This is a genomic window from Ollibium composti, assembly GCF_004801285.1.
Lineage (GTDB): Bacteria > Pseudomonadota > Alphaproteobacteria > Rhizobiales > Rhizobiaceae > Mesorhizobium > Mesorhizobium composti.
In genome coordinates, this window is record NZ_SSNY01000007.1 from 147475 (window position 1) to 173901 (window position 26427).

Here is a 26427-nt window from a genome sequence, read left to right on the forward strand (position 1 = left end):
CCGCCGTTACTGAAAGGCCGTTTCCGAAAAGCTTCTGAGCTTGCGCGAATGCAGCCGTTCCATCGGCATTTCCGCCAGCTTCTCCATCGCCCTGATACCGATGGTGAGGTGCTGCGCCACCTGTCGCTTGTAGAACTCGGTCGCCATGCCCGGCAGCTTCAACTCGCCATGCAGCGGCTTGTCGGAGACGCACAGCAGCGTGCCGTAGGGGACGCGGAAGCGGAAGCCGTTGGCCGCGATGGTGGCCGATTCCATGTCCAGCGCGATCGCCCGCGACTGCGACAGCCGCTGCACAGGTCCGCGCTGGTCGCGCAGTTCCCAGTTGCGGTTGTCGATGGTGGCGACCGTACCGGTGCGCATGATGCGTTTCAGATCGTAGCCGGAAAGCCCGGTGACTTCCTGCACCGCCTCCTGCAAGGCGACCTGGATCTCCGCCAGCGGCGGGATCGGCACCCAGATCGGCAGGTCGTCGTCAAGAACGTGATCCTCGCGCACATAGGCATGCGCCAGCACGTAGTCGCCGAGTGCCTGCGTGTTGCGCAGACCGGCGCAGTGGCCGAGCATCACCCAGGCATGCGGCCTGAGCACGGCGATATGGTCGGTGATCGTCTTGGCGTTGGAGGGGCCGACGCCGATATTGACCATGGTGATGCCGCCATGGTTGGCCTTCTTCAGGTGATAGGCCGGCATCTGCGGCAGGCGCAGCGGGGCGATGCCCGCCGAAGGCTGGCTTTCCCCGGCGCGCGTCACCAGATTGCCGGGCTCGACGAATTCGGCATAGCCTTCGCCGCCATTGGCCATCTGCGCGCGGGCGCGGGCGCAGAACTCGTCGATGTAGAACTGGTAGTTGGTGAACAGGACGAAGTTCTGGAAGTGCTGTGGGCTGGTCGCCGTGTAGTGGGTCAGCCGATGCAGCGAATAGTCGATACGCTGCGCGGTGAATGGCGCCAGCGGCCGCGATTCGCCCAGCCCCACCTCGAAGGTGCCGTTGGCGATCTGGTCGTCGGTGCCGTCGAGGTCCGGCACGTCGAACAGGTCGCGGATCGGCCGTTTGATGCGCTCGGCCGCGGTGCCGTCGACATGCGTGCCTTCGAGGAAGGCGAAATGCAGCGGGATCGGCGTTTCGGATTCCGACACCGTCACCGGGACGCCGTGGTTGCGCATGATCAGCCTGAGCTGCTCGATCAGATAGCTCTCGAACAGGTCGGGCCGCGTGATGGTGGTGGAGAAGTGCCCCGGCGTCGGCATGTGGCCGTAAGCCTGGCGTGAATCCACCAGCGTGAAGGATGTCGTTGTTACCCCGACTTCCGGATAGAAGGCCCGATAGCGCTTCGTTATGTCGCCGTCAGCGGCCAGTTTCGCGAAAGAGTCGCGCAGGAAACGCGTATTGCGATCGTAGAGCATCTGGAGTGCCGCGACCGCCTCTTTGGCGTCGTCGAAGCTATGCCGGCCGTAGGGCTCCGGCGTGACGATCGATTCGATGGCTTGAGGATAGATTCGCTTTTCCATGGCCCATTATATAGGGCCGGCGGGGCGCTGGGGAGGGGCGTGACGCAGCGTTCCTTCTGGATATGCCCAGCCTGCTCAACCGCGCTGCAGGCTGACCAGAAGGACGAGGCCGGCGCCGCTTTTCTTCATCGTCGGCGCTTCGATGGTATGGTTGGGGCCGGACTTGACGACGGGCACCGCCAGCACGGGCGCCGCCAGGCACAAAAGGATGACGGCGGTCCGCGTCAGCAGGCGGGAAATGCTTGTGATCGACTTGTTCATGATTGCCATCCTTCCGCTTCGTACTCACCGGCCATTGCGGGACGGCAACTGGCCGAGGCAGTCCACGCCGCAGCTGCGCGCGCTGGCTTCGCCCCAGTTGCGCTGCGGTCGTCCGGCCTCGGCGACCAGGATGGCGAAGAACATGCCGAACAGCGTCATCAGCAGGCAGACGATGGTAAAGCGGCGGGCGAGCATCTGTTGTCTCCTTGATATGGACACAACAATGCCGGGATCGGCCTGAACCGCCTCTGAGGTGGCCGTTCATGTGCCGTTCAAATTGATTAAACATGGCGAAAGCGGATGCGGCCGCTACGCAGACTGCCGCTGCCGGTCATGCGGGCAGCCAAAAGCAAACGGGCGAGGCTCTCGCCCCGCCCGATTATCGGGAAACTTACCTGCTCGCTTCAGAGTTTATGCCACGTCTGGCTCTTGCAGATGAGGCCACCAAGCACGCAGCCGCTCATCTTCATCGTCGCCCCGGAGATCGTCGCCTTGCCGCTGTAGGTCTTGTCGGTGGCCGGGTCGGTGATGGAGCCGGCATATTTGTTGTCGCCGGCAGCCCTGAGCGAGCCGATCGTCTTGCCTGCGTATTTGCCGGTCTTGAGCGTGATCGAGAACGAGCCGCCGCCCGCGATCGACGCCGTTTCGCCCGATTGCGTCTTCCAGTTGCCTTCGATCGGGTCGGCCAGCGCCGAACCCGTCATGATCAATATGGCTGCGAGAGCCATGCCTGCCTTGCGAAACATCGAGGACCTCCCTTGCTGCGGCCACCGGCCTGTCTACCCCTTACGCAAACGTAAGCTATTCCGGGAGCCGGCCGAGCGAAAGCCGGTGCCGCTGCGGAAGTTCGCAACATTTTTCGGGGTTGTCGTGGACGTCGGGTACGAGCTTTTCTGGACGCGGCGATCGGGGCGATGCTTTTGCGTGGTTAGCGAAGTCTTGCCTCCCGTTGTTCGCATTTTCATCGAAATCGAGACGAAATCCAGCAAAGGCACGGCTTGCCATCCTTAACGATTTGTCACGTTTACCTCTTGTTTTAGCTTTGTTTTCTCCAAATTAAGCACGCCATTTAACGCGCAATTCAAGGCTCGCCGCCATTCTCGGAAGCATCGCAAGGGCACGTCTCCAGGGGACAATGAAGACGGCTCTCGGGAGCAGACAGGGATCGGAAAAGGGGACTGGAAATGGCACGTTTCGAAATGTCTGAAGCCGGCTTCGGCGCCATGGGCACGACCGCGCAGGCCGACATTCTGTTCGAACTGGGCATGATGTATGCGACCGGCCGCGACTGCGAGACCGATGTCGTCGCCGCCCACAAGTGGTTCAACATCGCCGCGATCAAGGGCTCGGCGCACGCCGCCGAACTGCGCTCCGAACTGTCGGCGACGATGACCAAGACCGAGATCGCCCGGGCGCTGCGCGAAGCGCGCGAATGGATGACCATGCATTGATTTCTTCGGCGCCGCTTGCATGGCGGCGCCGGCACCGTGACAGGGAAGGCGGATGACACCGGGTTGCGGGGGCGCCGGGAGTGTTCGTCGGGAGAAAGCCGCGACCGGCCATCATAAGGCCGGCGCGGCTTTCTCCTTTCATTTTCACCATGTTGGCGCAGGTTCTGACCCCGAACCGCCAAACCATCTGGACATCCGCTTCCGGCGATGGAATCTTGCGGCCACAACGCCGACGCGGGCCAAGGGGGCTTCGCGCGCTTTGGGGAGGTTTGGACTATGATTGGAAAGAAATATCTGGGCGCGGCGCTGCTGGCTGCGGCGCTGTCCAGCTCGGCGGCCTATGCCGACGACATCACCTTTGCCGTTGCCGGCCCGATGACCGGTCAGCTCGCCACCATCGGCGACCAGTTCAAGCAGGGCGCGCAGGCCGCGGCCGATGCCATCAACGCCAAGGGCGGCGTCATGGGCAAGCAGATCAAACTTGAGATCGAGGACGACCAGTGCGATCCCAAGCAGGCGGTATCGATCGCCAACCGCATCCTCGCGAACGGCGTCATGTTCATCGACGGTCATGCCTGCTCCGGCTCAAGCATTCCGGCTTCGGCCGTCTATGCAGAGGGCGGCGCGCTGATGATGAGCCCGGCCTCGTCCAACCCGGTCATGACCGACGACGCAGCCGCCAAGGGCTGGAAGACGATCATGCGCCTCTACACGCGTGACGACCAGCAGGGCGCCTTCATCGGTCCGTGGATCGCCAAGAAATATGCCGGCAAGAACGTGGTTGTGCTGGATGATAAGAGCGCCTACGGCCAGGGCGTCGCCGATGCCGTCGCAAAAACGATGAACGAGAACGGCCTCAAGGAAATCCTGCGCGAAAGCATCAATGCCGGCGAGAAGGACTATTCGGCGCTGGTAACGAAGCTGAAGGAAATGAAAGCCGACGTCGTCTATTTCGGCGGCTACCATCCGGAGGCCGGCCTGATCCTGCGTCAGGCGGCAGAGCAGGGCTTCAAGTTCCAGCTCATCATGCCCGATTCCATCGCTTCGCCAGAATTCTGGCAGGTCGCCGGCCCGGCCGGCGAGGGCACCATGTTCGTCTTCCCGTCTGATCCGCAGGCCAAGCCGGAAGCCAAGGAAGCGGTCGAGAAGATCAAGGCCGGCGGTTTCGTGCCGGAAGGCTTCACGCTGTTTTCCTATGCCGTCATCCAGGCGTTCGCTCAAGGCATCGAGCGCGCCGGCAGCGAGGATCCGGCCAAGGTCGCCGAAGCTCTGAAGAATGGCGAGGCCATTCACACCGTGGTCGGCGACGTGGTCTTCGACGAGAAGGGCGACATGAAGAATGCCAGCTACGACATCAACCAGTGGCACGACGGCAAGTACGCGCCGATCCAGCCCTGATCGATAGCCGCAGGAAAACGGAAATGGCCGGGTTCGTCCCGGCCATTTGCTTTGGGGTGCGTTCTTCGAGGCTCGCTGTCGCTCGCACCTCAGGATGAGGACCGTTTGATGCTGACTTCAATAGGTGGAGTTGGCAGCTTACCTCCCTCATTCTGAGGTGCGAGCGACAGCGAGCCTCGAGGGACGCACTCTCAGCCTTCCTCTGCGAAGCGCACCAGAACGGTGCCGTCGCTGACCTGCGCGCCTTCGGTAGCGATCTCGGCGATCGTGCCGTCATGCGGAGCGGCGATGGTGTGCTCCATCTTCATGGCTTCCAGGATGAGCAGCGGCTGGCCCTTTGCCACACGCTCTCCGGCAGCGGCCCGCACGACCTTGACCAGCCCCGGCATCGGCGCGCGCAGCGAACCCGTACCGGCGCCGGCCTCGTCGGCGCTCGCCAGCGGATCGGGCACGGCAAAGGTATAGCTCACGGCTCCGTCGAAGACGGTGACATGCCCCGGCCAACGGGCGAGAGGGAGATGGCCCGCGCCTGCGCCTGTATGGTGCCGGGTCGGAGCGCCGGTGTTCATCGCCGGGGAAAGATCGACCCCATATCGACCGTCTTTTACCGAAATTCCCGCCGCGATATCTTCCTCGCCGAATTTCAGCTTGACCGTCTTCGGCACGGCATGGAAATGCGCATAGCCGGTCACTGCCGACCATGGATCGTTCGAGGCCGGCAGATCCTCGGCTCCCGAGGCTGCAAGTGCGGCCGCCGCCACTATTTCTGCGCCGGGCGGCGGCACGGTGGTCAGCGCCTCCTGCTTACGGCCGATCAGGCCGGTATCGACATCGCCGGTGGCGAAGTCGGCGTCGGCGGCCAGTGCTGCAAGGAATGCCGTGTTGACGGTCGAGCCGGCAACCTCCGTTTGCGCCAGCATTGAACTGAGCGCCGCCAGCGCCGTGGCCCGATCCGGTCCGTGCGCCACCAGCTTGGCGATCATCGGATCGTAATAGGGCGAGATGGCATCGCCTTCGCGTACGCCCGTTTCGACGCGGATTTCCGCACCTGCCGGCGCGGCAATGGGAAACCGCAGATGGTACAGCGTGCCGGTGGCCGGCAAAAAGCCCTTGGCGGCGTCTTCGGCATAGAGCCGCGCCTCGAAGGCGTGGCCGTTCAGCGTGATCTCGTCCTGCTTCAGCGGCAGGCGCTGGCCCGCGGCCACCCGCAACTGCCATTCCACCAGATCCAGCCCGGTGACCATTTCCGTCACCGGATGCTCGACCTGAAGGCGCGTGTTCATTTCCATGAACCAGAACCGGTCCGGCCTGAGCCCCTCCGACGCATCGACAATGAATTCGATGGTGCCGGCACCGGAATAGGCGATGGCCTGCGCCGCAGTGACCGCCGCCTCGGTCATCGCCGCCCGCATTTCGGCGGTCATGCCTGGCGCGGGCGCTTCCTCGATCACCTTCTGGTGGCGGCGCTGCGCCGAGCAGTCGCGCTCGTAGAGATGCACGACATTGCCGAAATCGTCGCCGAACACCTGCACTTCGATATGGCGCGGCTTCTCGACATATTTCTCCACCAGCACGCGGTCGTCGCCGAAGGCGGCCTTGGCTTCACGCCGGGCGCCGGATAGCGCCTCGGCGAAATCGTCGGGATTGTCGACGCGGCGCATGCCCTTGCCGCCGCCGCCGGCGCGCGCCTTGATCAGCACCGGATAGCCGATCTCGCGCGCCTTGGAGGCGAGCACGACGATCTCCTGCGCCTCGCCGTGGTAGCCGGGCACAACCGGCACGCCAGCCTTTTCCATCAGCCGCTTGGCGGCGTCCTTCAATCCCATCGCGCGGATCGAGGCCGCCGACGGGCCGATGAAGGTCAGGCCCGCCGCCACGACCTTGTCGACGAAGTCCGGGTTTTCCGACAGGAAGCCGTAGCCGGGATGGATCGCCTCGGCGCCGCGTATGCGCGCCGCCTCGATAATGTTTTCGGCCACGAGGTAGCTCTCGCCGACAGGTGCTGCGCCGATGCGCACCGCCTCGTCGGCCATCTCCACATGCAGCGCGTGCGCGTCCGCGTCGGAATAGACGGCGACGGTTGCGATGCCCATGCGCCGCGCGGTGCGGATGATACGGCAGGCAATCTCGCCGCGATTGGCGACCAGGATTTTCTCGAACATGGCTGTCAACTCACATCCTGAACACGCCGAACTTCGTTTCCGGCACCGGCGCGTTGAGCGCGGCGGAAAGCGACAGCGCCAGCACCTCGCGCGATTTCGCCGGGTCGATGATGCCGTCGTCCCAAAGCCGCGCCGAAGAATAGAGTGGATGGCCCTCGCGCTCGTATTTCTCCAGCGTCGGCTGCTTGAAGGCAGCTTCCTCTTCGGCACTCCAACTGCCGCCCTTGCGTTCGATGCCTTCGCGCCTGACCTGCGCCAGCACCATCGCGGCCTGCTCGCCGCCCATCACCGAGATTCGCGCGTTCGGCCACATCCACAGAAACCGGGGCGAGTAGGCGCGCCCGCACATGCCGTAATTGCCGGCACCGAACGAGCCGCCGATGATCATCGTCAGCTTCGGCACCTGCGCGGTCGCCACCGCCGTCACCAGCTTGGCGCCGTCCTTGGCGATGCCGCCGGCCTCGTATTTGCGGCCGACCATGAAGCCGGTGATGTTTTGCAGGAAGACGAGCGGTATCTTACGCTGGCAGCACAGTTCGATGAAATGCGCGCCTTTGACGGCGCTTTCGGAAAACAGCACGCCGTTGTTGGCGAGAATGCCCACCGGCATCCCGTAAAGATGCGCGAAGCCGGTCACCAGCGTGGTGCCGTAATTGGCCTTGAACTCGTCGAATTCCGAGCCGTCGACGATGCGGGCGATCACCTCGCGCGCGTCGTAGGGCTGGCGCAGGTCCGTCGGCACGATGCCGTAGAGCTCGCGCGGATCGTAAAGCGGTTGAATCGGTTTCTGTAAGGAGAGGCTTACGGCCTTGTTCCGATTCAGGTTTCTGACGATGCGTCGTACGATCGCCAGCGCATGCGCATCGTCCATCGCCAGATGATCGGCCACGCCGCTCTCGCGCGTGTGTAGGTCGGCGCCGCCAAGCTCCTCGGCCGAGACGTCCTCGCCGGTCGCCGCCTTCACCAGCGGCGGGCCGCCGAGGAAGATGGTGGCTTGCTTGCGCACCATGATGGATTCGTCGGCCATCGCCGGCACATAGGCGCCGCCGGCCGTGCAGGAGCCCATGACGCAGGCGATCTGCGGAATGCCTGCGGCGCTCATGTTGGCCTGATTGAAGAAGATGCGGCCGAAATGCTCGCGGTCGGGAAAAACTTCGTCCTGGTTGGGCAGGTTGGCGCCGCCGGAATCGACCAGGTAGATGCAGGGCAGGTTGTTCTGCGCGGCGATCTCCTGCGCGCGCAGATGCTTTTTCACTGTTATCGGGTAGTAGGTGCCGCCCTTCACCGTGGCGTCGTTGACCACCACCATCACCTCCCGGCCCTCGACACGGCCTATGCCGGCGATCATGCCGGCGGCAGATATTGCGTCGTCATACATGTCCCAGGCGGCGAACTGGCCGACCTCCAGGAACGGCGAGCCGGTGTCGAGCAGCTGGGCGAGGCGTTCGCGCGGCAACAGCTTTCCGCGCGAGACATGGCGCTTGCGGGCTTCTTCTGAGCCGCCGCGCTGGACGGTTTCGGCCTTGCCGGAAATATCGGCGACCAGCACCCGCATCTTCTCGGCATTGGCGCGAAAGGTCTCGGAGGAGGGGGAAACGGAGGAGGAGAGGACGGCCATGGCTTGCCTTTCGCGACTGCGCGGGAAGTTTGCGCCGAGTGACGGCGGGTTTGAAGCGTCTACGACGCTTCCGCCATCATCTCGCGGCCGATCAGCCAGCGGCGGATTTCACTGGTCCCGGCGCCGATCTCGTAGAGTTTGGCGTCGCGCAGAAGGCGGCCGGTCGGGTTGTCGTTGACGTAGCCGTTGCCGCCCAGCAGCTGGATGGCGTCGAGCGCCATCAGTGTCGCTTTCTCGGCGGCGAACAGGATGCAGCCGGCGGAATCCTTGCGCGTCGTCTCGCCGCGGTCGCACGATGCTGCTACCGCATAGACGTAGGCGCGCGCGGCGTTCATCGTCGCATACATGTCGGCGAGCTTGCCCTGCACCAACTGGAAGTCGCCGATCGCCTGGCCGAACTGGCGCCGCGTCTGCACATAGGGCATCACGGTGTCGAGGCATGCGGCCATGATGCCGAGCGGCCCGCCGGCCAGCACGCAGCGCTCGTAGTCGAGGCCCGACATCAGCACCTCGACGCCCCGGTTCTCGACACCCAGCACGTTCTCGAACGGCACCTCGACGTTCTCGAACACCAACTCCCCGGTGTTGGAGCCGCGCATGCCGAGCTTGTCCAGCTTCTGCGCCACCGAAAAGCCCTTCATAGTCCGCTCGATGATGAAGGCGGTGATGCCGCGCGAGCCCATCGTCGGTTCGGTCTTGGCATAGACCACCAGCGTGCCGGCGTCCGGCCCGTTGGTGATCCACATCTTGGTGCCGTTCAGGATATAGCGGTCGTTGCGTTTCTCGGCGCGCAGCTTCATCGACACGACGTCCGAACCAGAGCCGCTCTCCGACATGGCGAGCGAGCCGACCGTCTCACCCGAGCACAGCGAGGGCAGGTACTTTTCCTTCTGCGCCGCCGTCGCCCAGCGGTTGATCTGGTTGACGCAGAGATTGGAATGCGCGCCGTAGGAGAGGCCGACCGAAGCACACGCACGGGAAATCTCCTCGATTGCCACGGTCTGCGCCAGATAGCCCATGCCGGAGCCGCCGAAATCCGGGTCGGCGGTGATGCCGAGCAGGCCGAGCGCGCCCATTTCCTGCCAAAGGTGCATGGGGAACTCGTTGGAGCGGTCGGTCTCGGCCGCCAGCGGCGCGATGCGGTCCTCCGCGAAGCGGCGCACCGTGTCGCGCAGCGCCTCGATGTCCGCATCAAGCCCGAAATTCAGCGTGTTGGTGTACATGGTTTTCCTCCCGGCCTTCATTCGCGCCGACGAGGCGCATGGTCATCCTGAGATAGGTTTCGGTCACGCCCGCGACGGAAAGCCGTTCATCCGGCCGAAACCAGACGATGACGCCTGTCATCATCTGGATCAAAGCCATGGCGGTCAATTCGATATCGTCGGCTGCGAAGGCGTCTGTCGCCGCGCCGTCGCGCAAGATGGTGCGCAGTTCCTTTTCATAGGTCGTGCGCAGCTTGAGGATACGCGTCAGCCGCTCCGGCGACAGGCTGCGCAATTCCATGTTGGAGACATGCGTGGAGTGCCGCCGTGCGATATGGAAGGCGATGTGGTTTTCCACGAAGGCCGAAAGCAGCACCTGAGGCCGAGTGCTCGCCGGCCGCGCCTCCTGCCAGGCGGTAAGCAACGCCTCCATGTGCTCCAGCATCAGCGAGAACAGCAGGTCTTCCTTGGTCGGGAAATAGCGGTAGAGCGCGGCCGCTTGCACGCCGACCTCGCCGGCCAGCTGGCGCATCGACATCGCCTCGTAGCCGTGACGCGCGATCAACGCGGTCGCCGCGTCGCGGATCGCTGCCTCGGTTCTTTCGCCGTCGGATCCTGTCGTGCGCGCCATATCTATCCTCCATTGTCATTAATAAAACGAACGTTCAATTCTTTCAAGGGGTGGTGAAGCGCTTCCTTGATGGGTGGTGGCTGCCCTTGGTCGGCGCCGGCACATGCAGTCAGCGTCGATGGCTGAGGCGTGGCGGAGTTCGTCCGGAGTTATGCTGCCGGATGCCGGGGCGCCGTGCCCTTCCGGCGCAGACCGGCAAAGCCGGCGCCGCCCATCGCGACCGTCAGCATGGCGAAGGAGAGCACGCTCGGCGCATGATAAGGCACCGCGGTCCAGTCCGGCCGGATCAGACTGGCCGTGTTGAAGTCCTCGCTGCTGAACTGGCACAGCACGAAAGACGCGCCGTTGCGCACCATGTCCACGTCGATGCGCGAAACAAGCGCCTCGATATCGGCCCCGAGCGGCGAATTACGATCGTTTATGCCGCGCATGTGAACCAGCAGGGCCTGCGTGGCCGACAGGTAGGCGTGGCTGCACTCGTTGAACGGGCTCGCTTCGTCCCCCAGGCTGCCGGGGACGACACCCCACAGGCAATAGGTATACTGGATGTTGCCGAAGGTGAGCAGCCGGCGGAACGTCTCGTCGGTGCGGGCTTGCCTCGCGGCCAAGTCGAGGATTTTGCCGCGATAGTCGGCGATCACCGCCATCTGCCCATGGGTGAGGGCGGGAATGGCGATGCCGCTGTCGTCGGAATTGGCGGCGCTGCGGTGCGCTTGCGCCGTTGCTACGGGCAGAAGGACGATCAGAAGGCATGAAAAAGCCGCGGCACGGACATTAAAGATGGCGCGCCGCGGCATGGCTTCGGTCAGCGGACGGCCGTGCGCGCTGCTGCAGGCCGGTACCCGGCAAGGCTGCGTTCGGCAAGCGCCCCGAAACCGAGACCGACGACAGTCCAAAGCACCGCATGCAGGCCGAGCGATGCCGTGCGGAAATACCACAGCAGATCGGCGGGGAAGCCTTCCGGCACCTCGTTGACCGTCGGCAGGGCGTACTGCGCGATGGTCACCACCATGATGAAGGCACCGGCAGCAATGATGGAAGCGTTCCAGCCGCCCCGGCTTGCCCACAGGCGTTGCGCAAGGCCGACGGCCGCGACCGCGGCCAGCAACGACACCAGCATCATGACGAAGAACAATTCCGTCCTGGCGCCGATCGTCTCGGGGCTGCCGACTGCCGGCGGGGTCGCCGGATATTTCAGGAACGGCACTGCAACGAGTGTGATGAAGCCGCCGAGCGCCAGCAGGCCCGCAGTGGCGCGGGCGCCAAGACGGCCGATGCGTCCGTAGACATAAGCGAAGGCGAGAGAGAACAGCCCGCCGACCGCCGCGCCGTAGACGACGACGCCGGTGAGCAGGCCGATGCCGGCCTGCGTGGTGCGCGAAACCAGTTCAGGTTCCTCGGCCATCGCCTGGCTGCCGGTGGCCTGTTCGGCTGCCGCCGCCTGTTCCTCAAGCGCGATGGCGCGGTCGACCTGCGGTTCGCCGAAGACGCGGGCGAAGCCGAAAGCGAACAGCCCCGCGATCACCCCGACAATCATGCCGCGGAGCAAAAGAGACCCAACCATGTCGGCAACCCTTTTAGTGGCAGGGGAAACCGAGAAGATGGCGGCCGTCATGCACGAATTCGTGGATGTACATGCCAGAAAACAGCGATGTGGCGCCTTCCTCGGTGCCGACGAAATAGATCGCGATCAGGAAGAGAAGGCCGCCGAAAATTGCCCACGGCAGGAGTTCCCGAACCGGTATCGGGCGGACATCCGGTGTTGCGATGGCAATGTTGGACATGATTTCCTCTCCTGGGATCCAGCGTCCCGTTGCAAAAAATATACAGGGAAGATCTGACTTTCGGCGGGTCAAAAAGCGACAGCCGATCACAGTGGCGCGACCGTGCCGGATTCACACCGGCTTCCACACCTGTATATGCAAAGAACATTATGCCAGTGCGTTGCTACCTGTCAATGAAAGCCGGTATGGCGACAAATCTGTTCAGGATCGCTGCGATACGTTTCCATGATGTCGGGCGAAAAGGATGCCGAATCGAATGCGGGCGCGTCTCACCCTTATTTGCAGCGGTGTTACACCGGCGGCACGGCATGGCGCCTTTCCAGCCGACGAAGCACTGGATGACAGGATGCCGGGAATGACCGTCGCGTTGAAGCCGTTGCTGGCGCGAGCCGATCGCATCCTGACCGGTCCGGAACTGCGGGCGAGGCAGACGGCGGAGGCGCTCGGGTTGGTCGCCGCGCCGTCGGAGACGTTACGCGATCAGGATTTCGGCCGCTGGACCGGCAAGGACATTGCGGAGGTCGGACAGGCCGAACCGCAGGCGCTTGCCGCATGGCTTGGCGATCCGAATGCCGTGCCGGGCGACGGCGAATCGTTTTCAGCGGTGATGGGTCGAGTGGCGGGCTGGCTGGACGACCTGCGTGGCGCAGCCGGCCACACGGTCGCCGTCACGCATGCGGCGGTCATTCGGGCGGCTATCCTTGCCGTGATCGGCGCGCCGGCCGCCTGCTTCGCCCGCATCGACGTTACGCCGCTCAGCCTGACGGACCTGCGCGGCGATGGCCGGCGCTGGACCTTGAGGCAACAGGCTTGACGGCTCGATAGGCTCTTCAGTTGCCGCGCGCGGCGGCCAGGACGCCCGGCAATTCCTCGGCGAAGATGTCGAGTTCGTGGTCGAGGCCGACGCTGACGCGGATGCAGCGGTCGAGACCCGGCGCCATTGGCTTGCGAATGAAGACGTCGCGCGACAGCATGCCTTGCATGACCTTACCGGCGAAATCCCCGTCGCCGCCGCAATCGATGGTGACGAAATTGGTGGCGGAGGCAAGCGGCTTGAGGCCGTTCTCGTCGGCGATGGAGGCTATGCGCTGCCGCCCGGCCGCGACCTTCGCGACGACCTCGGCCAGCCAGGCCTGATCGGCAAGCGCCGCTTCGCCAGCCACCTGCGCCATGCGGCTGACGCCGTAGTGGTTGCGAATCTTCTCGAAGTCACGAATCACCTGCGCCTCGCCGAAGGCGTAGCCGCAGCGGATACCCGCCAGCCCATAGGCCTTGGAGAAGGTGCGCATGCGGATGAGATTCGGCCGCGATACGTCGACGGCCGGCAGCGCCGAGGCCGGGCCGAGTTCGCCATAAGCTTCGTCGAGCACCAGCATGGTGGTTTCGGGGAGTGCGGCGATGAAGCGGTCGATCTCGTCTGCTTCCCACCAGCTTCCCATCGGATTGTCGGGGTTGGAGAGGTAGACCAGCGGCGCCTTTTCCCGACGCACGGCGTCGAGCAGCCCCTCGAGGCTTTCGCGATCCTGTTCGTAGGGGACCGTCACCAGCCGCCCGCCGACGCTGGCGACATGGAAATTGAAGGTCGGATACGCGCCGAGCGAGGTGACGACCGCATCGCCCGGCCCGGCATACATGCGCGCCACCAGGCCTAGCAGGCCGTCTATGCCTTCGCCGACGACGATGTTCTCCACCCCGACGCCGAGATGAGCGGCGGTAGCCACCTTGAGATCGAAATTGTCGGGGTCGCAATACATCCACTGGTCGCGCGCCACCTCGGCCATGCGCGCGATCACCTTCGGCGAGGGGCCGAAACTCAACTCGTTGGCGCCGATGCGGGCGCGGAAAGGGCGCCCGCGTTCGCGTTCCTGGGCTTCCGGCCCGACGAAGGGGACGGTTTCCGGCAGCGTATCGACGACCGGTGTGAGGGGAGGGCGCTTGGGCATGGCGGTAGACCTGTCGCTTTATCGATTTCGCAGGCCGTCGGGCCTCGGGACAAAGCCTTGCTACAGCGGGCTTTTCGTGGAGGCAAGCGGGTGGGTAATCCACGCCGACCGTGGCCGCTGTCTTCGCCTTCCTCCGGGCAAGAAAAAACCCGGCGGTTGCCCGCCGGGTTCTCTTTCAAGACAGTAAGCCTGTCTTAGAAGTTGCGCTGGAAGCGGATGACGCCGCCCCAACCGTCTTCACCGGCGAGCGCGCCGTTTGCAGCGACGTTGCCGTACTTGGTGTAGTTGACTTCCGGCTTGATGATGAAGCCCGGAACCAGGCTGTAGGCAACGCCGAGCGAAGCGGCGATGTCCTTGTTGTCGTCATACGAGGCTTCGGCGTAGATCGTGGCCTTCTCGTTGGCCTTGAACGAACCGCCGCCCCAGACGGCCCAGTTGCCGCCCCACGGCTTGTAGTCGTTATAGTCGACATGATCGTCGGTGCCGTAGCCGCCCATGACGAAGAGCGAGAACTGCTCGTTCACGTTGACGTCCAGGCGAGCCTTGGCGGCCCACTCTTCCCACACGCTGTTGTAAGCGGCGACGGCGCTGATGCCGCCCCAGCCCTGCGTGAACTTGGCGCCGCCGACGACATGCGGAACATAGCTGTCGATGACGTCGGAGTCATGCTGGCCCTGTTCGAAGCCCAGGATCGCCGAGAAGCCGTTGCCGGCGTCGAAGGTGTAGCTGATCTGGTTGGTGTTGTGGTCGTCGCCGTACTGGATGAACGAGTTGTTGATCGCAGCACCGGCATAACCGGTCCAGTCGGCGAAGATCGAGTCGGCATAGCCGATCATCAGGCCGCCGAGCTTGATGTAGGCGGAGTCGAGCGCCGCGGCACCGGTGCCGATGGTTTCGTCAGCGGCGTCGAGGCCAGTGCCCCAGTTCGCCTTGATGCCGGCGTGGGTCGACAGCGTACCGTATTCGGTCTCCTGGCCGGTGTCGACGTTCAGGACGATCTTGGTCTCCTTGGACCATGTGCCCTGCATATCGCCATCTCGCTTGTCGGCGTTCCACTTGCCGTCATAGCCGTTGAACTCCGAGCCGACGCTTGCGGTGTAGCGGACGTAGCCGCTGATGCGCATGCAGGTCTCGGTGCCCGGGATGTAGAAGTAGCCGGCGCCGTACACGTCGCAGATCTTGACGTATTCAGCGGGCTCCGGCTCGGCGACGACGACTGCGTCGGCGGCGCGCGCACCGGAGACTGCGACCAGAGCCGCAGCGGAGCCGAAAAGAAGGCTCTTGATGTTCATTTTCTGACCTCCAGTCAAAAGTTTAAAAACGGGTCTGGGTATTCTTTGCTGAAGGACAGCGTTCCCTGCCCCATCCCCACTACTGAAAAAGATGCGCACCGCGCCCCTTCTTCGACCCCGACATTACCCATCGGTCGGCGTCGTTCAACAAGGATCGTGCCGGCGAAACGACAACAGGGATGCTATCCAGGGGCGATGTTGCACAAATGACACGATTTCGCCACGGCCGGAAAGGTCTCGTTAACTCTGGCCGCCCGATCGAGCGCCGCAGAAGCCTTTGAACCGGGCTTTTGGCCGGGAATCGCCCCGACGATTCGAATCCTGGATGTGTCCGGAATTGCTCGGACGCCTCGTATCGCGCCAGGATTTTGCCGCGCTGCGGCCCGATTCCTCCCCTGTGACGGCCCGATTCGCCGCACGAACTGCCATGGCCCGATATGCCGCCGCTTATTCAATGCGCCCCGCTTGATTGTGCCGGGCCTTTTCTTTATCCAGCGCCGCTAAGGAGAGGTGGCCGAGTGGTCGAAGGCGCGCCCCTGCTAAGGGCGTAGGCCTCAAAAGGGCCTCGTGGGTTCGAATCCCATCCTCTCCGCCATATTCCATATCTCACGCCAATTCGCTTCGCTTACGGCTCCGATGGGGCGCGCTGGCCGCGCGACGCCCGGTCGGGCTTGCGAACCCTGCGGGTTCGGACTTTGCCCCCCTTCTCCGCCACCCTGCTTCGTGCCGTGCTCTTCGCTTTGCTCAACGCACACGCGGGGCGGCTTGACCGACCGGCGCCCGCCCGGTCTTGCCCTTCGGGTCCAAATCTTCTGCCGGCCACCAAGCTCTTCTTCGTTCAGTTTTATATCGCTTCGATTCCGTTCCGTTGGCTCGCATGCACGCAAAGCCAAGCGTAGCAAGCGTTTGCGAGGTGCGGGCGCACGAAACTTCCGCCGCTGACAAACGCCTGCGCCGCGATTCAGACTGGAGGTCAGAAAATGAACATCAAGAGCCTTCTTTTCGGCTCCGCTGCGGCTCTGGTCGCAGTCTCCGGTGCGCGCGCCGCCGACGCAGTCGTCGTCGCCGAGCCGGAGCCCGCTGAATACGTCAAGATCTGCGACGTGTACGGCGCCGGCTACTTCTACATCCCGGGCACCGAGACCTGCATGCGCATCGGCGGCTACGTCCGCTACACCGCCGGCGTCGGCAGCGAGTTTGCCGGTTACGGCAACAATGGCAAGTGGGTGCAGGATCGGCGTACCGGCAAGTGGCAGGGTACCTGGTCGAAGGAGACCAAGATCGAGCTGACCGTCGACACCGGCCAGGAGACCGAGTACGGCACGCTGTCGACTCACATCGCTATCGATGCGTCCAACGGAACCGGCAGGAACGGCCTCTACTCTCTCGACCCGAAGACCGGTTTCATCGAGCTTGCCGATGGTAGGTATGCGACCACCAGCAACAGCGCGTGGCTTGGTTCGGCCTACATTAAGCTCGGCGGCCTGATGATCGGCTATGCCGACTCGATCTTCGCCGATTGGACCGGTTATGCCGGCGCTGCGATCAACAACTCGTTCATCCAGTACGGTGACGCGGCCAACACCAACCAGATCAGCTACACCTTCGACGCCGGCAACGGCTTCTCGGCGATCGTCGGTTTTGAGCAGGGTTACGGCGACATCATCGACAGCTACGTGCCGCATGTTCTGGCCGGCGCGAAGTTTACGCAGGGCTGGGGTGGCATCAGTGCCGTCGCCGCTTACAACAGCGTGTACGAGGAGTGGGCTGCCAAGGCTCGCCTCGACGTCAACGTGAACGAGCAGTTCTCGCTCTTCGTCATGGGCGGCTACGGCACCGACGATCACTCCAAGACGAACGATTACAAGCCTTGGGGCGGTAACTGGGCCGTCTGGGGCGGCGGTTCGTTCAAGGCCAACGAGAAGGCCACGATCTACGCCGAAGCCTCGTATGACGAGAACAAGGACGTCGCCGCTTCCTTCGGCGTCGCCTACAACCTGGTTCCCGGCTTCCTCATCAAGCCGGAAGTCAACTACACCAAGGTTGGCGGTGGTGAAGACGGTTGGGGCGGCGTCATCCGCTTCCAGCGCAACTTCTAAGACGCGCGTGTCCTAGACACGAAAATAGCAAACCCGGACGTGAGAGCGTCCGGGTTTGTTTTTAGGGCTTGGGATGAACGGGAATTGAGGCGGATGGGCGATATCTGAAACGCGTTTGCGGAAAACGGTCCTGTGTTCAAAATACCACAAGGGTCGGTTTGCTCGCAAACTGAGTTCTTGAAAGGACGCCTCCAAATGGATAGGGAGATTCTATCCATCGGGGGGTGGTACATTGATGACCAAGGATTCGCTTCGCGGAGAGGCTGTCGCGGACTACATGTCCGACTTCATTTCCGGCAATACCAAGATCCGCTACAACTTCGGGATCAAAGAGGTAAAATCTTACAGGATCGGCGAACTGTTTGCATCCTACCGCGATATACTGTGGGACGACGGTAGGCACAAATACAACGTCAGTTCATTTATCGGTGAGATAGATGAGATCTTGTGCGGTCGACGGTTCAGTACATTCGATCAGGAGACGCTGGACGGTTTGATCGCGGCACTACGCGAGCGCGGCAACAGCAATGCGACGATCAATCGCAAGATGGCCGCACTCAGCAAATTGCTGCGCAAGGCTTACAAGATGGGGGATATTCACAGCCTGCCGGAGTTCCGTCGCCAAAAGGAGCGGTCGGGACGGATTCGCTTCCTCGAACGCGACGAGGAGGAACGGCTTTTCGCCGCTATCCGCAGTCGCGACGAGAACGCTTACCGGCTATCGGTCTTTCTGGTCGACACCGGTTGCCGCCTGGGTGAGGCGATCGGGCTGATCTGGAACGATATCCAGGGCAGCCGGGTCAGCTTCTGGATCACGAAATCGGGCCGCAGCCGCACCATCCCGCTGACCGCGCGCGCCATGCAGGCGCTGGTTCTCGATGGGGATGGTCCGCGTGGCAAAGGCCCCTTCGCCATGCTGACGCAACCGCAGTTCCGAGCCGTCTGGAACGAGGCGAAGAAGGAAGTCGGCCTCGCCAGCGACGATCAGGTCGTTCCCCATATTCTGCGGCATACCTGCGCCTCGCGGCTTGTCCAGGGCGGCATCGACATTCGCCGCGTGCAGATGTGGCTCGGCCATCAGACGTTGCAGATGACCATGCGCTATGCCCATCTGGCCACGCACGATCTGGATGGTTGCGTCACGGTGCTTGAACCGCACCGCATGCCGGATCCGCCGGCCGCGGCCGGCTGGCAGGCTCAAGCAGCCGGCGCAACGCAGAGCGCAGCCGCAAGGTCGTCGAAGCCGGCGGCTCGGACCGCGGCCAAGGCGAAACCGGCAAAGGAATCCGGCAAGAAGGTGAAGAAGCCGCACCGGCCGGAATCCTCGCCTTCATCGCTCGCCGAAAACCTGGGCGCTCCACGCGCCGTCGCGAAGGCTCGCGGCAAGTAAAGCGCGCTTGATGGAAGGCCGCAGCGGGCGGATTCGGCGCCGTCCGCCGCGGACCGGTGTAAGATCGCCGATGATCGACGCTGAAAATTATACTTGCGGTTATTTCAACTGTATTTGTCGGTGAGAAGTTGCTCAGGCGCGCCCCGCGTCGTCGATGAAGCTGGCGATGGCGGCAGGCAGGTCGCCGGTTTCCAGAAAAGGCGCATGGCCTTGCCCGGCGACGGTCATTGTTTTCAATGTCGGATGCCGTCGCGCCATTTCGGCCAGCGTGGTTTTCGACAGCAGCCTGGAATTTTCGCCGCGGATCGCCAGCATCGGGATGTCGCTTAACGCGTCGAATTGCGGCCACAGCGTCGGCAAGGGCTGCGAGAAGTCGATGCCGGCCAGCGTTTCCACGAGTTTCGGATCGAAGTCGGGGATCAATCCCTCAGGCCCGGTGCGATAGAGGGCGTCGACCATGGTTTCCCAGTCGGCTTTGCCGAGCGCGGGGAAATCGGCGCCGTGCACGGCCTTCTGCGTCGCAATGGCGTCTGCTCTGGTCTGCGGTTTCGGCGCGCCCTTGCCGAGATAATCGCTGATATGACGCAGGCCGTCGCCTTCGATTGCTGGGCCGATGTCGTTGAAGACGATGGCCTTCAGCGCTGCCGGCTGCATGGCGCCAAGGAGATGGATAATCAGCCCGCCGCGCGACGTGCCGATGAAAGCGGCCTCGTTGACGCCGAGCGCCGCGAGCCCGGCCAGGATGTCGCCTGCCTCGGTAACGACTGTATAGTTGCCGATATCCGGGTCGTAGTCGGACTGGCCGCGGCCACGATAGTCGAAGGCGATCACCTGGCGCGGCACCGGGGCGTGAGAGGCAAGATGCAGCGCCAGAAGATGAAAGTCGCGCGCGTTGCGAGTCAGCCCGGGCAGGCATACCACCGGCCGGCGGCCTTCCCGCGCCTCGCCATAGATTCGGGCGTGCAGCGTCAGGCCATCGGTGGCTGTATAGAAAAAGTCGGAGAACTCCCCATCGCCGACCCTTTCAGGTGCCGAACTCACTTGCGTCCCTCGACGAGGTCGGCCGCTATGTCGAACTGGCCTGAAATGCGCATCCTGTAGACCTCGTAGTTTTCCATGACGCGCTGCACGTAGGAGCGCGTCTCAGTGTAGGGAATGCGTTCGATCCAGTCGACAACGGCATCGAGATCCATGCCGCGCGGGTCGCCGTATTTCGCCACCCACTCCCGTGCGCGCCGCGGGCCGGCATTGTAGCCGGCGAAGGTGAGCACGTAGGAGCCGCCGAAGCGGGCGAGCTGCTCGCCGAGAAAAGCCGCGCCCAGCGTGGCGTTATAGCCGGCGTCGCTGGTCAGTCGCGTCTGCGAGAAGGGCAGGCCAGCCTTGCCTGCCAGCTGTTCGGCCGTCGCCGGCATGAGTTGCAGCAGCCCGCGCGCGCCGGCCGCCGATACGGCGCCGACGTTGAATTCGCTTTCCTGCCGGGCGATCGCATAGGCGAGCGCCTTGCCGGAGCCCGAAATATCGGCGGTTTCGGGAATGACGCCGAGCGGATGCGACAGCCCGCCGACGTCGATGCCGTTGGCGACGGCGATCTTGGCGATCTTCAGCGCGAGGAAGTGGTTGCCCTGCTTTTCCGCCATTGCCGCCAGCAGCGCCAGTTCGCCGGGGCTGGTCAGCTGGCCTGCGAGGTCGAGGTAGAGCGTGCCGGCATAGCGTTCGTAACCCGCAAGTTGCAGGCGACCGATCGCCGCCACCGCCTCCCGGGCGGCAAAATTCCGCCGGTCGTCGGCGCTTGGCTGGGGATCGTCGAGGTTGAGGGTGTGCCGGCCGATCCGTTCTCCCGAAAGCTGGCCGTAGAACGTGGTGCCGTAGGCGGCCGCCTTCGCGAAATAGGCCTTGGCGTCGCCGGGACCGCCCGCTTCGGCGGCGCGGCCGAGCCAGTAGTAGCCGCGCGCCAGCGAGATCGGTCCCTGCGCAAGGCTGACGATGCGGCTGAAATGGCTGGCGGCGGTCGCCGGGTCTTTCAGGCCGCGCAGCGCATACCACCCGGCGTGGAATTCGGCCTCGACGGCGCTTGCGGGGCTTTCCGCAGCGTGCATGGCGGCGATCCGGTAGGCGGTCTTCATGTCGCCTTGGTCGGCCAGTGCGCGCGAAAGCACCCGCCGCTCCACCCACCAGGCATCCGGGTCGACGAGCGCGGCGCGGTCGGTCGGCGCCTTCATCACCACAACCGCCGCTTCCTCGAAACGCTTGCGTTTCCTTAAGTACTCGGCCTGGGCAAAGAAGTAGCCGGCGGAGCGCTGGGCGACAGGAACCGCCTTGAGCAAGGCCGGTGCAGCTTTGTCGCCGCGGATTGCGGCGCTCCAGGCCGCGGCCAGTTCCTTCGCCCCGGCAAGGGCCGCGACGCGAATGGCCGCCTCCACGCGGCCGGCATAGAACATGCGCTCCATGCGCATGCGATGGTCGGCGGCGGGAATGATCGCGCCGAATTCGGCGATGATCGCCGCTTCGTCCTTTGCCTCGAGTTTCTCCGTACGCCAGAAGGGGGTCAGCACTGACAGCGCCGCCTCGGTATTTCCCTGCGTCCGATAGGCGCGTGCCAGCAGGATGATCCCCTTCGCCGTCAGCGGCTGGCTGCTGCCGAATGCCTTTATCACCGTCTGCGGGTCGGGGTTCTCGCGATAGATGGCGCGCTCGCTGTTTTTGCGCAGTGTCGTCAACCCGGGCCAACCGGGCAGCGAAGCGGCTGTGGCAGCGATCTCGCCGCTCGGTACCTGGTCGCCGCCATAGAGCGCGATGGTCCAGGCCAGCACATGGCGGTCGAGTGAGCCGGCAGGCAGGCCGTCTCGGATGGTGCGCGCAGCGGCGATATCACGCGCGGCGAGTGCGTTCAGTCCGCTTTTCAAGGGCGCAATATCGTTGGCGTCGCTGGCGGAAGGAGGGGTGGGCTGGTCCGACGCCGTCATGGGGATGGCTGCCGTCAACTGCTGCGCATCGCCCCCGGCGTCGCCCGTTACGCCGGGCAGCAGGGTCGCTGCGGCAATCAGCAATGCCGGGTAGTAGAGCCATCTGGCGGTCATGCGCACCGTCTGTGCCGTCCCTCGTTGTCAACCATGGCGCATGCCCAATCCTAGGTCGGGGGCGTGAAGGCCCGATGAACGACGGATCGATCCGGTACCCGGAACTGGCCTCATCGTCGATTCTTGCCCGGCAACGGTGTCGAGACTATGGTGCGCGCCCCGGCTTTCGGCTAGAAGGCCCTCAACCCCGATAGGCAAGGAATCCACGGGATTCCATGGAGTAGAACGAAAATGCTGAGAGGCTCGCTTACCGCGCTCGTGACGCCGTTCGATCAGAGCGGACGTTTCGACGAGAAAGCCTTTCGCGATTTCGTCGCGTGGCAGATCAGCGAGGGCAGCAATGGCTTGGTACCGGTCGGCACCACCGGGGAATCGCCGACGCTGTCGCATGACGAGCACCACCGGGTCGTGAAGGTGTGCGTCGAGGTGGCGAAGGGCCGCGTTCCCGTGGTGGCGGGCGCCGGCTCCAACAATACGTTGGAAGCCATCGACCTGGTGCAACATGCCGAGAAGGCAGGCGCCGATGCGGCGCTGGTCGTCACACCCTATTACAACAAGCCGACGCAGCGCGGGCTTTACGAACATTTCGCGGCGGTGGCGAAGGCCACCAGCCTGCCGATCATCATCTACAATATCCCGCCGCGCTCGGTCATCGACATGAGCCCGGAGACGATGGGGCGGCTGGCGCACGACTTCAAGAATATCGTCGGCGTCAAGGATGCCACCGGCAAGGTCGAGCGCGTGTCGGAGCAGCGCGCCACATGCGGCAAGGATTTCATCCAGCTTTCAGGCGAGGATGCCTCGGCGCTCGGCTTCAATGCGCATGGCGGCGTCGGCTGCATCTCCGTCACTTCCAATGTCGCGCCGCGCCTGTGCGCGGAGTTCCAGGCGGCGACGCTTGCCAACGATAAGGACAAGGCGCTGGAATTGCAGGACCGGCTTCTGCCGTTGCACAAGGCGATCTTCATCGAGCCCGGTGTCTCGGGTGCCAAATACGCGCTGTCGCGCCTCGGCAAGATCGAGAACGTAACCCGCTCGCCGCTGGTGACGGTGGAGGAGGGGACCGCCGGCAGGATCGACGATGCGATGAAGGCGGCAGGCTTGATTAACTGACCGGCAGGCCCTACGTCGGGCCACCATGAACCAGGTCAGGAAGTCCGATCCCAACAGCAAGGTCGCCGCGGAAAACCGTAAGGCGCGCTTCAACTATGAGGTTCTCGACACGCTCGAGACCGGCCTGGTGCTGAGCGGCACCGAGGTCAAGTCGCTGCGCGGCGGTCATGCCAACATCCAGGAAAGCTACGCTTCCTTCGAGGGCGGCGAGCTTTGGCTGATCAACTCCTATCTGCCGGAATACCTGCAGGCGAACCGCTTCAACCACGAGCCGCGCCGTCGCCGCAAACTCCTGGTGTCGAAGCGCGAGCTGGCTCGCCTTGCACAGGGCGTCGAGCGCGAGGGCATGACGCTGGTGCCTCTGAAGATCTATTTCAACGACCGCGGCCGCGCCAAGCTCCTGCTCGCCGTCGCGCGCGGCAAGAAACTGCACGACAAGCGCGAAAGCGAAAAGCAGCGCGACTGGAATCGCGAGAAGGGCCGGCTCTTGAAGGAACGGGGGTGAAGACCCGGTCCGCTCGAAGAGCAGGAAGCCGTCAAGAACTCAGGCCGTGGTCGCCCGTTGCAGTTCCTGCTGTGCCTCGGCCGAAGCCGGGTCGTTCAGTTCCATGTTATGCATGCTTTCAATCAGCCATTTGCCCTCGCGCGCGGCGATAACCAGGCTAATCAGGCCGCTGCGGTCAGGCCACGCATTGCCCTTCGGGTCGCGCGCCCCGCTCATCGACCAGCGCAGATCGACCATTCCGACGTCGGCGCGGATCTGCCTGCTCGATACATCTTCTATGTTCAGCCGGCTGTCGCGGAACATCGTTGCAAAGAGAGGGGCATGGAACCGCTCGACTTCTGCGCGACCACTGGCCTTCATGCCGAAGACATTGGTGAAATCCGCGTCAGGAGCGAAAATGGACGAAAAGGCCTTCGCGTCGTGACGGTTCCATGTTTCGACGAACATGGCGGCGATCTGGCCGGCTGCATGCTGGACTGACGACATCGCTTTTCTCCATATAGTATGGTTGACATACTATATGGAGGACGAATTAGGTGCAATGTGGAACTTCCCTACACCCAGTCCCTGCTTCTCCATGCCTACCAGGCTTCGGCGCGATCCCTCGTCGGGGCTTTGAGGGAAGCCGGGCACGAGCGCATCAAGCCGAAGTACGGGGCGGTCTTCGCCAACATCGATGCCGCCGGCACCCGCGCCAGCCTGCTGGCCGAGCGGGCGGGGATCGGCAAGCCGGCGATGGGCGAGATGGTCGACGAGCTTGAGCGTATGGGCTACGTGCGCCGCATCCCGGACCCCGCCGACAGGCGCGCCAAGCTCGTTCTTCCGACCGACGCGGCCAAGGCCGTCACCGATACGGTCCACCGGTTCAATCAGGCCCTGGAAGCCGAATATCGCGGCAAGCTGGGAGACAAGGGCTATGAGGCCTTGCGCGCGGCGCTCCTTGAACTGGCTCCATCTCGGGACCCTCAGCCGCGCATGCCCCAAGGCGATGCCGATTGATCGTCGTCAGGACTGCGTGCCGTCGAGAAACGTTCGTATCCCGCTGAATACATTGACGAACATTTCTTCCGTCAGCACGCCTGTATTGGTGTTGTAGCGCGAGCAGTGGTAACTGGAGAACAGCGCCACGCCGCCGACTTCGTGGCGTCCGCCGTGCTTGAAGGGCACCGCTGCCACGCGGCCGCCCAGGGCCCGTACCGTGGATTGGTGCGCGATCGTTCCAAGCGTCAGAATGGCCCGCAGGTTGGCGAACCGCTCGATGGTCGGGATGAGGAATTGCCGGCAGGTGGCGATCTCGCCGCCGGTCGGCTTGTTTTCCGGCGGCACGCAGCGCACCGCATTGACGATGGCCGTGCCGGTCAGTCGCAGGCTGTCGTCGGGCCGCGCCTCGAATTTTCCGCGCGCGAAACCGAAGCGGTTCAGCGTCGAGTAGAGCAGGTCGCCGGCATAGTCGCCGGTGAAGGGGCGACCTGTACGATTGGCGCCGCGCAGGCCGGGCGCCAACCCGACAATCAGCAATTGCACGGCATCCTCGCCCTCCGGCGGCAGGAAGGCCGGCACCGGCGCGTTGTGCCATGCCGGCTCGCGCAGCCGCCAGCCGGCGATAAAATCGTGCAGACGCGGGCAGAGAGGGCAGTCGCGGCCCGGTTCGGGAGAGGCCATCGCCATGGCCTCAGTAGTCGTCGTCCTCGTCTTCCGGCGGCTCGGCCGGTTCCGGCTTGCGGACCGGTCGTTCGGAGGGATCGCGGCCGATTTCCGCCTTCAACGTCGTCAGGTCGATGAAATGATCGGCCTGTCGGCGCAGGTCGTCCGAGATCATCGGCGGCTGCGAGGCCATGGTCGAGACGATGGAAACCTTGCGGCCGCGCCGTTGCAGGGCCTCGACCAGCGTGCGGAAATCGCCGTCGCCGGAGAAGATGACGTAGTGGTCGACCACGTCGGCGAGCTCGAGTGCGTCCACCGTCAGCTCGATGTCCATGTTGCCCTTGATCTTGCGCCGGCCGGTGGAGTCGGTGAATTCCTTGGCTGGCTTGGTGACGACCTTGAAGCCGTTGTAGTCGAGCCAGTCGATGAGCGGGCGGATGGAAGAGTATTCCTGATCCTCGACCAGCGCGGTGTAATAGTACGCGCGCAGCAGATAGCCGCGCTTCTGGAAACTCGCCAGCAACTTGCGGTAGTCGATGTCGAAGCCGAGCGAGCGGGACGTTGCGTAGAGATTGGCGCCGTCGATGAACAGGGCGATCTTCTCGCGGGGATCGAACATGGAAAATATCCTTTGTCGAAATAGGCAGTACGATAAATATTTGGTCGCCGCGCGGGTTCCGTGTGGCGGCGCGGCTGGATTGGCTACGAAACAATCTAGTTTTGAAATAATGCCATGATCATGGCAATCCAAGCCGCCACAATGCCGCGCAAGCGATTGTGATCGCGGCCTTTCCGCTACCCGTCGGCGCAGGGCTCGTAAAGCTTGTTTTTCTGCGGCATCCGCGCTATGGAGCGCGCCAACTTTCCGTTACATCCAACGCATGAAAGGGGCATTGAATGGCCCGCGTAACCGTTGAAGACTGCATCGACAAGGTCGACAACCGCTTTGAGCTGGTTCTGCTCGCCGGCCACCGCGCCCGCCAGATCAGCCAGGGCGCGCCGATCACCGTCGGCCGCGACAACGACAAGAACCCGGTCGTGGCGCTGCGCGAGATCGCCGACGAGACGCTTTCGCCCGACGACCTCAAGGAAGACCTGATCCACTCGCTGCAGAAGCATGTCGAGGTGGACGAGCCGGAAGCGCCCGAAAGCGAGGCGATCGCCGACCAGACCGCGGCAACCGCCACCGATGTCGACGAGCCGGAAGAGAACATCGCCTTCGACCGCATGTCGGAAGAAGATCTCCTGGCCGGTATCGAAGGCCTCGTGCCGCCGGAAAAGAGCGACGACTTCTGATCTTGGATGGTTGCGGCACTTTCGTGCCGCGTCGTTCATAGCTATTTATGAC

The 26427-nt window shown here is 63.7% G+C and carries 27 protein-coding genes, 1 tRNA gene and 1 riboswitch; of the genes, 10 read left to right on the forward strand and 18 right to left on the reverse strand.

What is annotated here, in order from left to right; translation table 11 throughout:
- Nucleotides 1-6 precede the first annotated feature (6 nt).
- The 4 genes from E6C48_RS13420 to E6C48_RS13430 all read right to left on the reverse strand — a co-directional run bounded on the left by E6C48_RS13420 (nucleotide 7) and on the right by E6C48_RS13430 (nucleotide 2516).
- Nucleotides 7-1509 carry an AMP nucleosidase gene (locus E6C48_RS13420; protein WP_136357988.1) on the reverse strand — a complete coding sequence of 501 codons (1503 nt, stop codon included), beginning with the start codon at nucleotides 1507-1509 and terminating at the stop codon, nucleotides 7-9.
- Between the two features lie 75 nt (nucleotides 1510-1584).
- A complete protein-coding gene (locus tag E6C48_RS13425; RefSeq protein WP_136357990.1) occupies nucleotides 1585-1770 on the reverse strand; it encodes a hypothetical protein in 186 nt (61 codons plus the stop codon).
- A gap of 24 nt (nucleotides 1771-1794) precedes the next feature.
- Nucleotides 1795-1965: a hypothetical protein gene (locus E6C48_RS22570; RefSeq protein WP_168734528.1), complete on the reverse strand. Its 171-nt coding sequence runs from the start codon at nucleotides 1963-1965 to the stop codon at nucleotides 1795-1797.
- A gap of 209 nt (nucleotides 1966-2174) precedes the next feature.
- Nucleotides 2175-2516, reverse strand: a complete 342-nt coding sequence (locus E6C48_RS13430) for a DUF2147 domain-containing protein (protein ID WP_136357992.1) — start codon at nucleotides 2514-2516, stop codon at nucleotides 2175-2177.
- Between the two features lie 438 nt (nucleotides 2517-2954).
- Here E6C48_RS13430 and E6C48_RS13435 point away from each other — a divergent pair, with 438 nt between their 5' ends.
- Nucleotides 2955-3221 carry an SEL1-like repeat protein gene (locus E6C48_RS13435; protein ID WP_136357994.1) on the forward strand — a complete coding sequence of 89 codons (267 nt, stop codon included), beginning with the start codon at nucleotides 2955-2957 and terminating at the stop codon, nucleotides 3219-3221.
- A gap of 276 nt (nucleotides 3222-3497) precedes the next feature.
- A complete protein-coding gene (locus E6C48_RS13440; protein ID WP_136357996.1) occupies nucleotides 3498-4619 on the forward strand; it encodes a branched-chain amino acid ABC transporter substrate-binding protein in 1122 nt (373 codons plus the stop codon).
- Nucleotides 4620-4810: 191 nt separating this feature from the next.
- On the opposite strand, the gene E6C48_RS13445 is transcribed toward E6C48_RS13440, so the two are convergent.
- From E6C48_RS13445 to E6C48_RS13475, 7 genes are all read right to left on the reverse strand, one after another.
- Complete coding sequence (locus E6C48_RS13445) at nucleotides 4811-6781, reverse strand: acetyl/propionyl/methylcrotonyl-CoA carboxylase subunit alpha (RefSeq protein WP_136357998.1); 1971 nt, start codon at nucleotides 6779-6781, stop codon at nucleotides 4811-4813.
- 10 nt (nucleotides 6782-6791) lie between these two features.
- Nucleotides 6792-8399: a carboxyl transferase domain-containing protein gene (locus E6C48_RS13450; protein ID WP_136358000.1), complete on the reverse strand. Its 1608-nt coding sequence runs from the start codon at nucleotides 8397-8399 to the stop codon at nucleotides 6792-6794.
- Nucleotides 8400-8458: 59 nt separating this feature from the next.
- Complete coding sequence (locus E6C48_RS13455; protein ID WP_136358002.1) at nucleotides 8459-9622, reverse strand: isovaleryl-CoA dehydrogenase; 1164 nt, start codon at nucleotides 9620-9622, stop codon at nucleotides 8459-8461.
- Nucleotides 9591-10232, reverse strand: coding sequence for a TetR/AcrR family transcriptional regulator (locus E6C48_RS13460; protein WP_136358004.1), 642 nt, complete (start codon nucleotides 10230-10232; stop codon nucleotides 9591-9593). Before E6C48_RS13460 ends, E6C48_RS13455 begins: the two co-directional genes overlap by 32 nt.
- A 149-nt stretch (nucleotides 10233-10381) precedes the next feature.
- Nucleotides 10382-11029, reverse strand: coding sequence for a hypothetical protein (locus E6C48_RS13465; RefSeq protein ID WP_136358006.1), 648 nt, complete (start codon nucleotides 11027-11029; stop codon nucleotides 10382-10384).
- 8 nt (nucleotides 11030-11037) lie between these two features.
- Complete coding sequence (locus tag E6C48_RS13470; RefSeq protein WP_136358008.1) at nucleotides 11038-11796, reverse strand: CbtA family protein; 759 nt, start codon at nucleotides 11794-11796, stop codon at nucleotides 11038-11040.
- 13 nt (nucleotides 11797-11809) lie between these two features.
- Complete coding sequence (locus E6C48_RS13475; RefSeq protein WP_136358010.1) at nucleotides 11810-12016, reverse strand: CbtB domain-containing protein; 207 nt, start codon at nucleotides 12014-12016, stop codon at nucleotides 11810-11812.
- Nucleotides 12017-12161, reverse strand: a riboswitch (adenosylcobalamin (AdoCbl) riboswitch).
- A 210-nt stretch (nucleotides 12162-12371) separates the two neighbouring features.
- Between E6C48_RS13475 and E6C48_RS13480 the strand changes: the two genes are divergently transcribed.
- Nucleotides 12372-12830, forward strand: a complete 459-nt coding sequence (locus E6C48_RS13480; RefSeq protein WP_230978759.1) for a histidine phosphatase family protein — start codon at nucleotides 12372-12374, stop codon at nucleotides 12828-12830.
- 16 nt (nucleotides 12831-12846) lie between these two features.
- On the opposite strand, the gene E6C48_RS13485 is transcribed toward E6C48_RS13480, so the two are convergent.
- Nucleotides 12847-13959, reverse strand: a complete 1113-nt coding sequence (locus E6C48_RS13485) for a pyridoxal phosphate-dependent aminotransferase (RefSeq protein ID WP_136358014.1) — start codon at nucleotides 13957-13959, stop codon at nucleotides 12847-12849.
- Between the two features lie 194 nt (nucleotides 13960-14153).
- Nucleotides 14154-15251, reverse strand: a complete 1098-nt coding sequence (locus E6C48_RS13490) for a porin (RefSeq protein WP_136358016.1) — start codon at nucleotides 15249-15251, stop codon at nucleotides 14154-14156.
- 504 nt (nucleotides 15252-15755) lie between these two features.
- Between E6C48_RS13490 and E6C48_RS13495 the strand changes: the two genes are divergently transcribed.
- The 3 genes from E6C48_RS13495 to E6C48_RS13505 all read left to right on the forward strand — a co-directional run bounded on the left by E6C48_RS13495 (nucleotide 15756) and on the right by E6C48_RS13505 (nucleotide 18740).
- Nucleotides 15756-15846: transfer RNA gene (locus tag E6C48_RS13495), tRNA-Ser, on the forward strand.
- A gap of 385 nt (nucleotides 15847-16231) precedes the next feature.
- Nucleotides 16232-17350, forward strand: a complete 1119-nt coding sequence (locus E6C48_RS13500; protein ID WP_136358018.1) for a porin — start codon at nucleotides 16232-16234, stop codon at nucleotides 17348-17350.
- 235 nt (nucleotides 17351-17585) lie between these two features.
- Nucleotides 17586-18740 carry a tyrosine-type recombinase/integrase gene (locus tag E6C48_RS13505; protein ID WP_206086503.1) on the forward strand — a complete coding sequence of 385 codons (1155 nt, stop codon included), beginning with the start codon at nucleotides 17586-17588 and terminating at the stop codon, nucleotides 18738-18740.
- A gap of 132 nt (nucleotides 18741-18872) precedes the next feature.
- Here E6C48_RS13505 and E6C48_RS13510 read toward each other — a convergent pair whose 3' ends face one another.
- Together E6C48_RS13510 and E6C48_RS13515 are read right to left on the reverse strand one after the other, a co-directional pair.
- Nucleotides 18873-19781 (reverse strand): alpha/beta fold hydrolase, encoded by a 909-nt coding sequence (locus E6C48_RS13510; RefSeq protein ID WP_136358021.1) that lies wholly within the window; start codon nucleotides 19779-19781, stop codon nucleotides 18873-18875.
- Nucleotides 19778-21817 carry a lytic transglycosylase domain-containing protein gene (locus tag E6C48_RS13515; protein WP_136358023.1) on the reverse strand — a complete coding sequence of 680 codons (2040 nt, stop codon included), beginning with the start codon at nucleotides 21815-21817 and terminating at the stop codon, nucleotides 19778-19780. The genes E6C48_RS13510 and E6C48_RS13515 overlap by 4 nt, the downstream gene beginning before the upstream one ends.
- Nucleotides 21818-22048: 231 nt before the next feature.
- Here E6C48_RS13515 and dapA point away from each other — a divergent pair, with 231 nt between their 5' ends.
- Both dapA and smpB read left to right on the forward strand, forming a co-directional pair.
- The gene (gene dapA, locus E6C48_RS13520) at nucleotides 22049-22930 is read left to right on the forward strand and encodes a 4-hydroxy-tetrahydrodipicolinate synthase (protein WP_136358025.1); all 882 of its coding nucleotides are present in this window, start codon (nucleotides 22049-22051) and stop codon (nucleotides 22928-22930) included.
- Nucleotides 22931-22955: 25 nt separating this feature from the next.
- Complete coding sequence (smpB, locus tag E6C48_RS13525; protein WP_136358027.1) at nucleotides 22956-23435, forward strand: SsrA-binding protein SmpB; 480 nt, start codon at nucleotides 22956-22958, stop codon at nucleotides 23433-23435.
- Between the two features lie 39 nt (nucleotides 23436-23474).
- On the opposite strand, the gene E6C48_RS13530 is transcribed toward smpB, so the two are convergent.
- On the reverse strand, nucleotides 23475-23921 hold the full coding sequence (locus E6C48_RS13530) for an SgcJ/EcaC family oxidoreductase (protein WP_136358029.1): 447 nt from the start codon (nucleotides 23919-23921) through the stop codon (nucleotides 23475-23477).
- A gap of 57 nt (nucleotides 23922-23978) precedes the next feature.
- On the opposite strand from E6C48_RS13530, the gene E6C48_RS13535 reads away from it, so the two are divergent.
- Nucleotides 23979-24434, forward strand: a complete 456-nt coding sequence (locus E6C48_RS13535; RefSeq protein WP_206086505.1) for a MarR family winged helix-turn-helix transcriptional regulator — start codon at nucleotides 23979-23981, stop codon at nucleotides 24432-24434.
- A 6-nt stretch (nucleotides 24435-24440) separates the two neighbouring features.
- On the opposite strand, the gene E6C48_RS13540 is transcribed toward E6C48_RS13535, so the two are convergent.
- Together E6C48_RS13540 and E6C48_RS13545 are read right to left on the reverse strand one after the other, a co-directional pair.
- On the reverse strand, nucleotides 24441-25103 hold the full coding sequence (locus E6C48_RS13540) for a uracil-DNA glycosylase (RefSeq protein WP_136358033.1): 663 nt from the start codon (nucleotides 25101-25103) through the stop codon (nucleotides 24441-24443).
- A gap of 4 nt (nucleotides 25104-25107) precedes the next feature.
- Nucleotides 25108-25698, reverse strand: coding sequence for a LabA-like NYN domain-containing protein (locus tag E6C48_RS13545; RefSeq protein WP_136358035.1), 591 nt, complete (start codon nucleotides 25696-25698; stop codon nucleotides 25108-25110).
- A gap of 278 nt (nucleotides 25699-25976) precedes the next feature.
- On the opposite strand from E6C48_RS13545, the gene rpoZ reads away from it, so the two are divergent.
- A complete protein-coding gene (rpoZ, locus tag E6C48_RS13550) occupies nucleotides 25977-26375 on the forward strand; it encodes a DNA-directed RNA polymerase subunit omega (protein WP_136358037.1) in 399 nt (132 codons plus the stop codon).
- The last annotated feature ends 52 nt before the right edge of the window (nucleotides 26376-26427 follow it).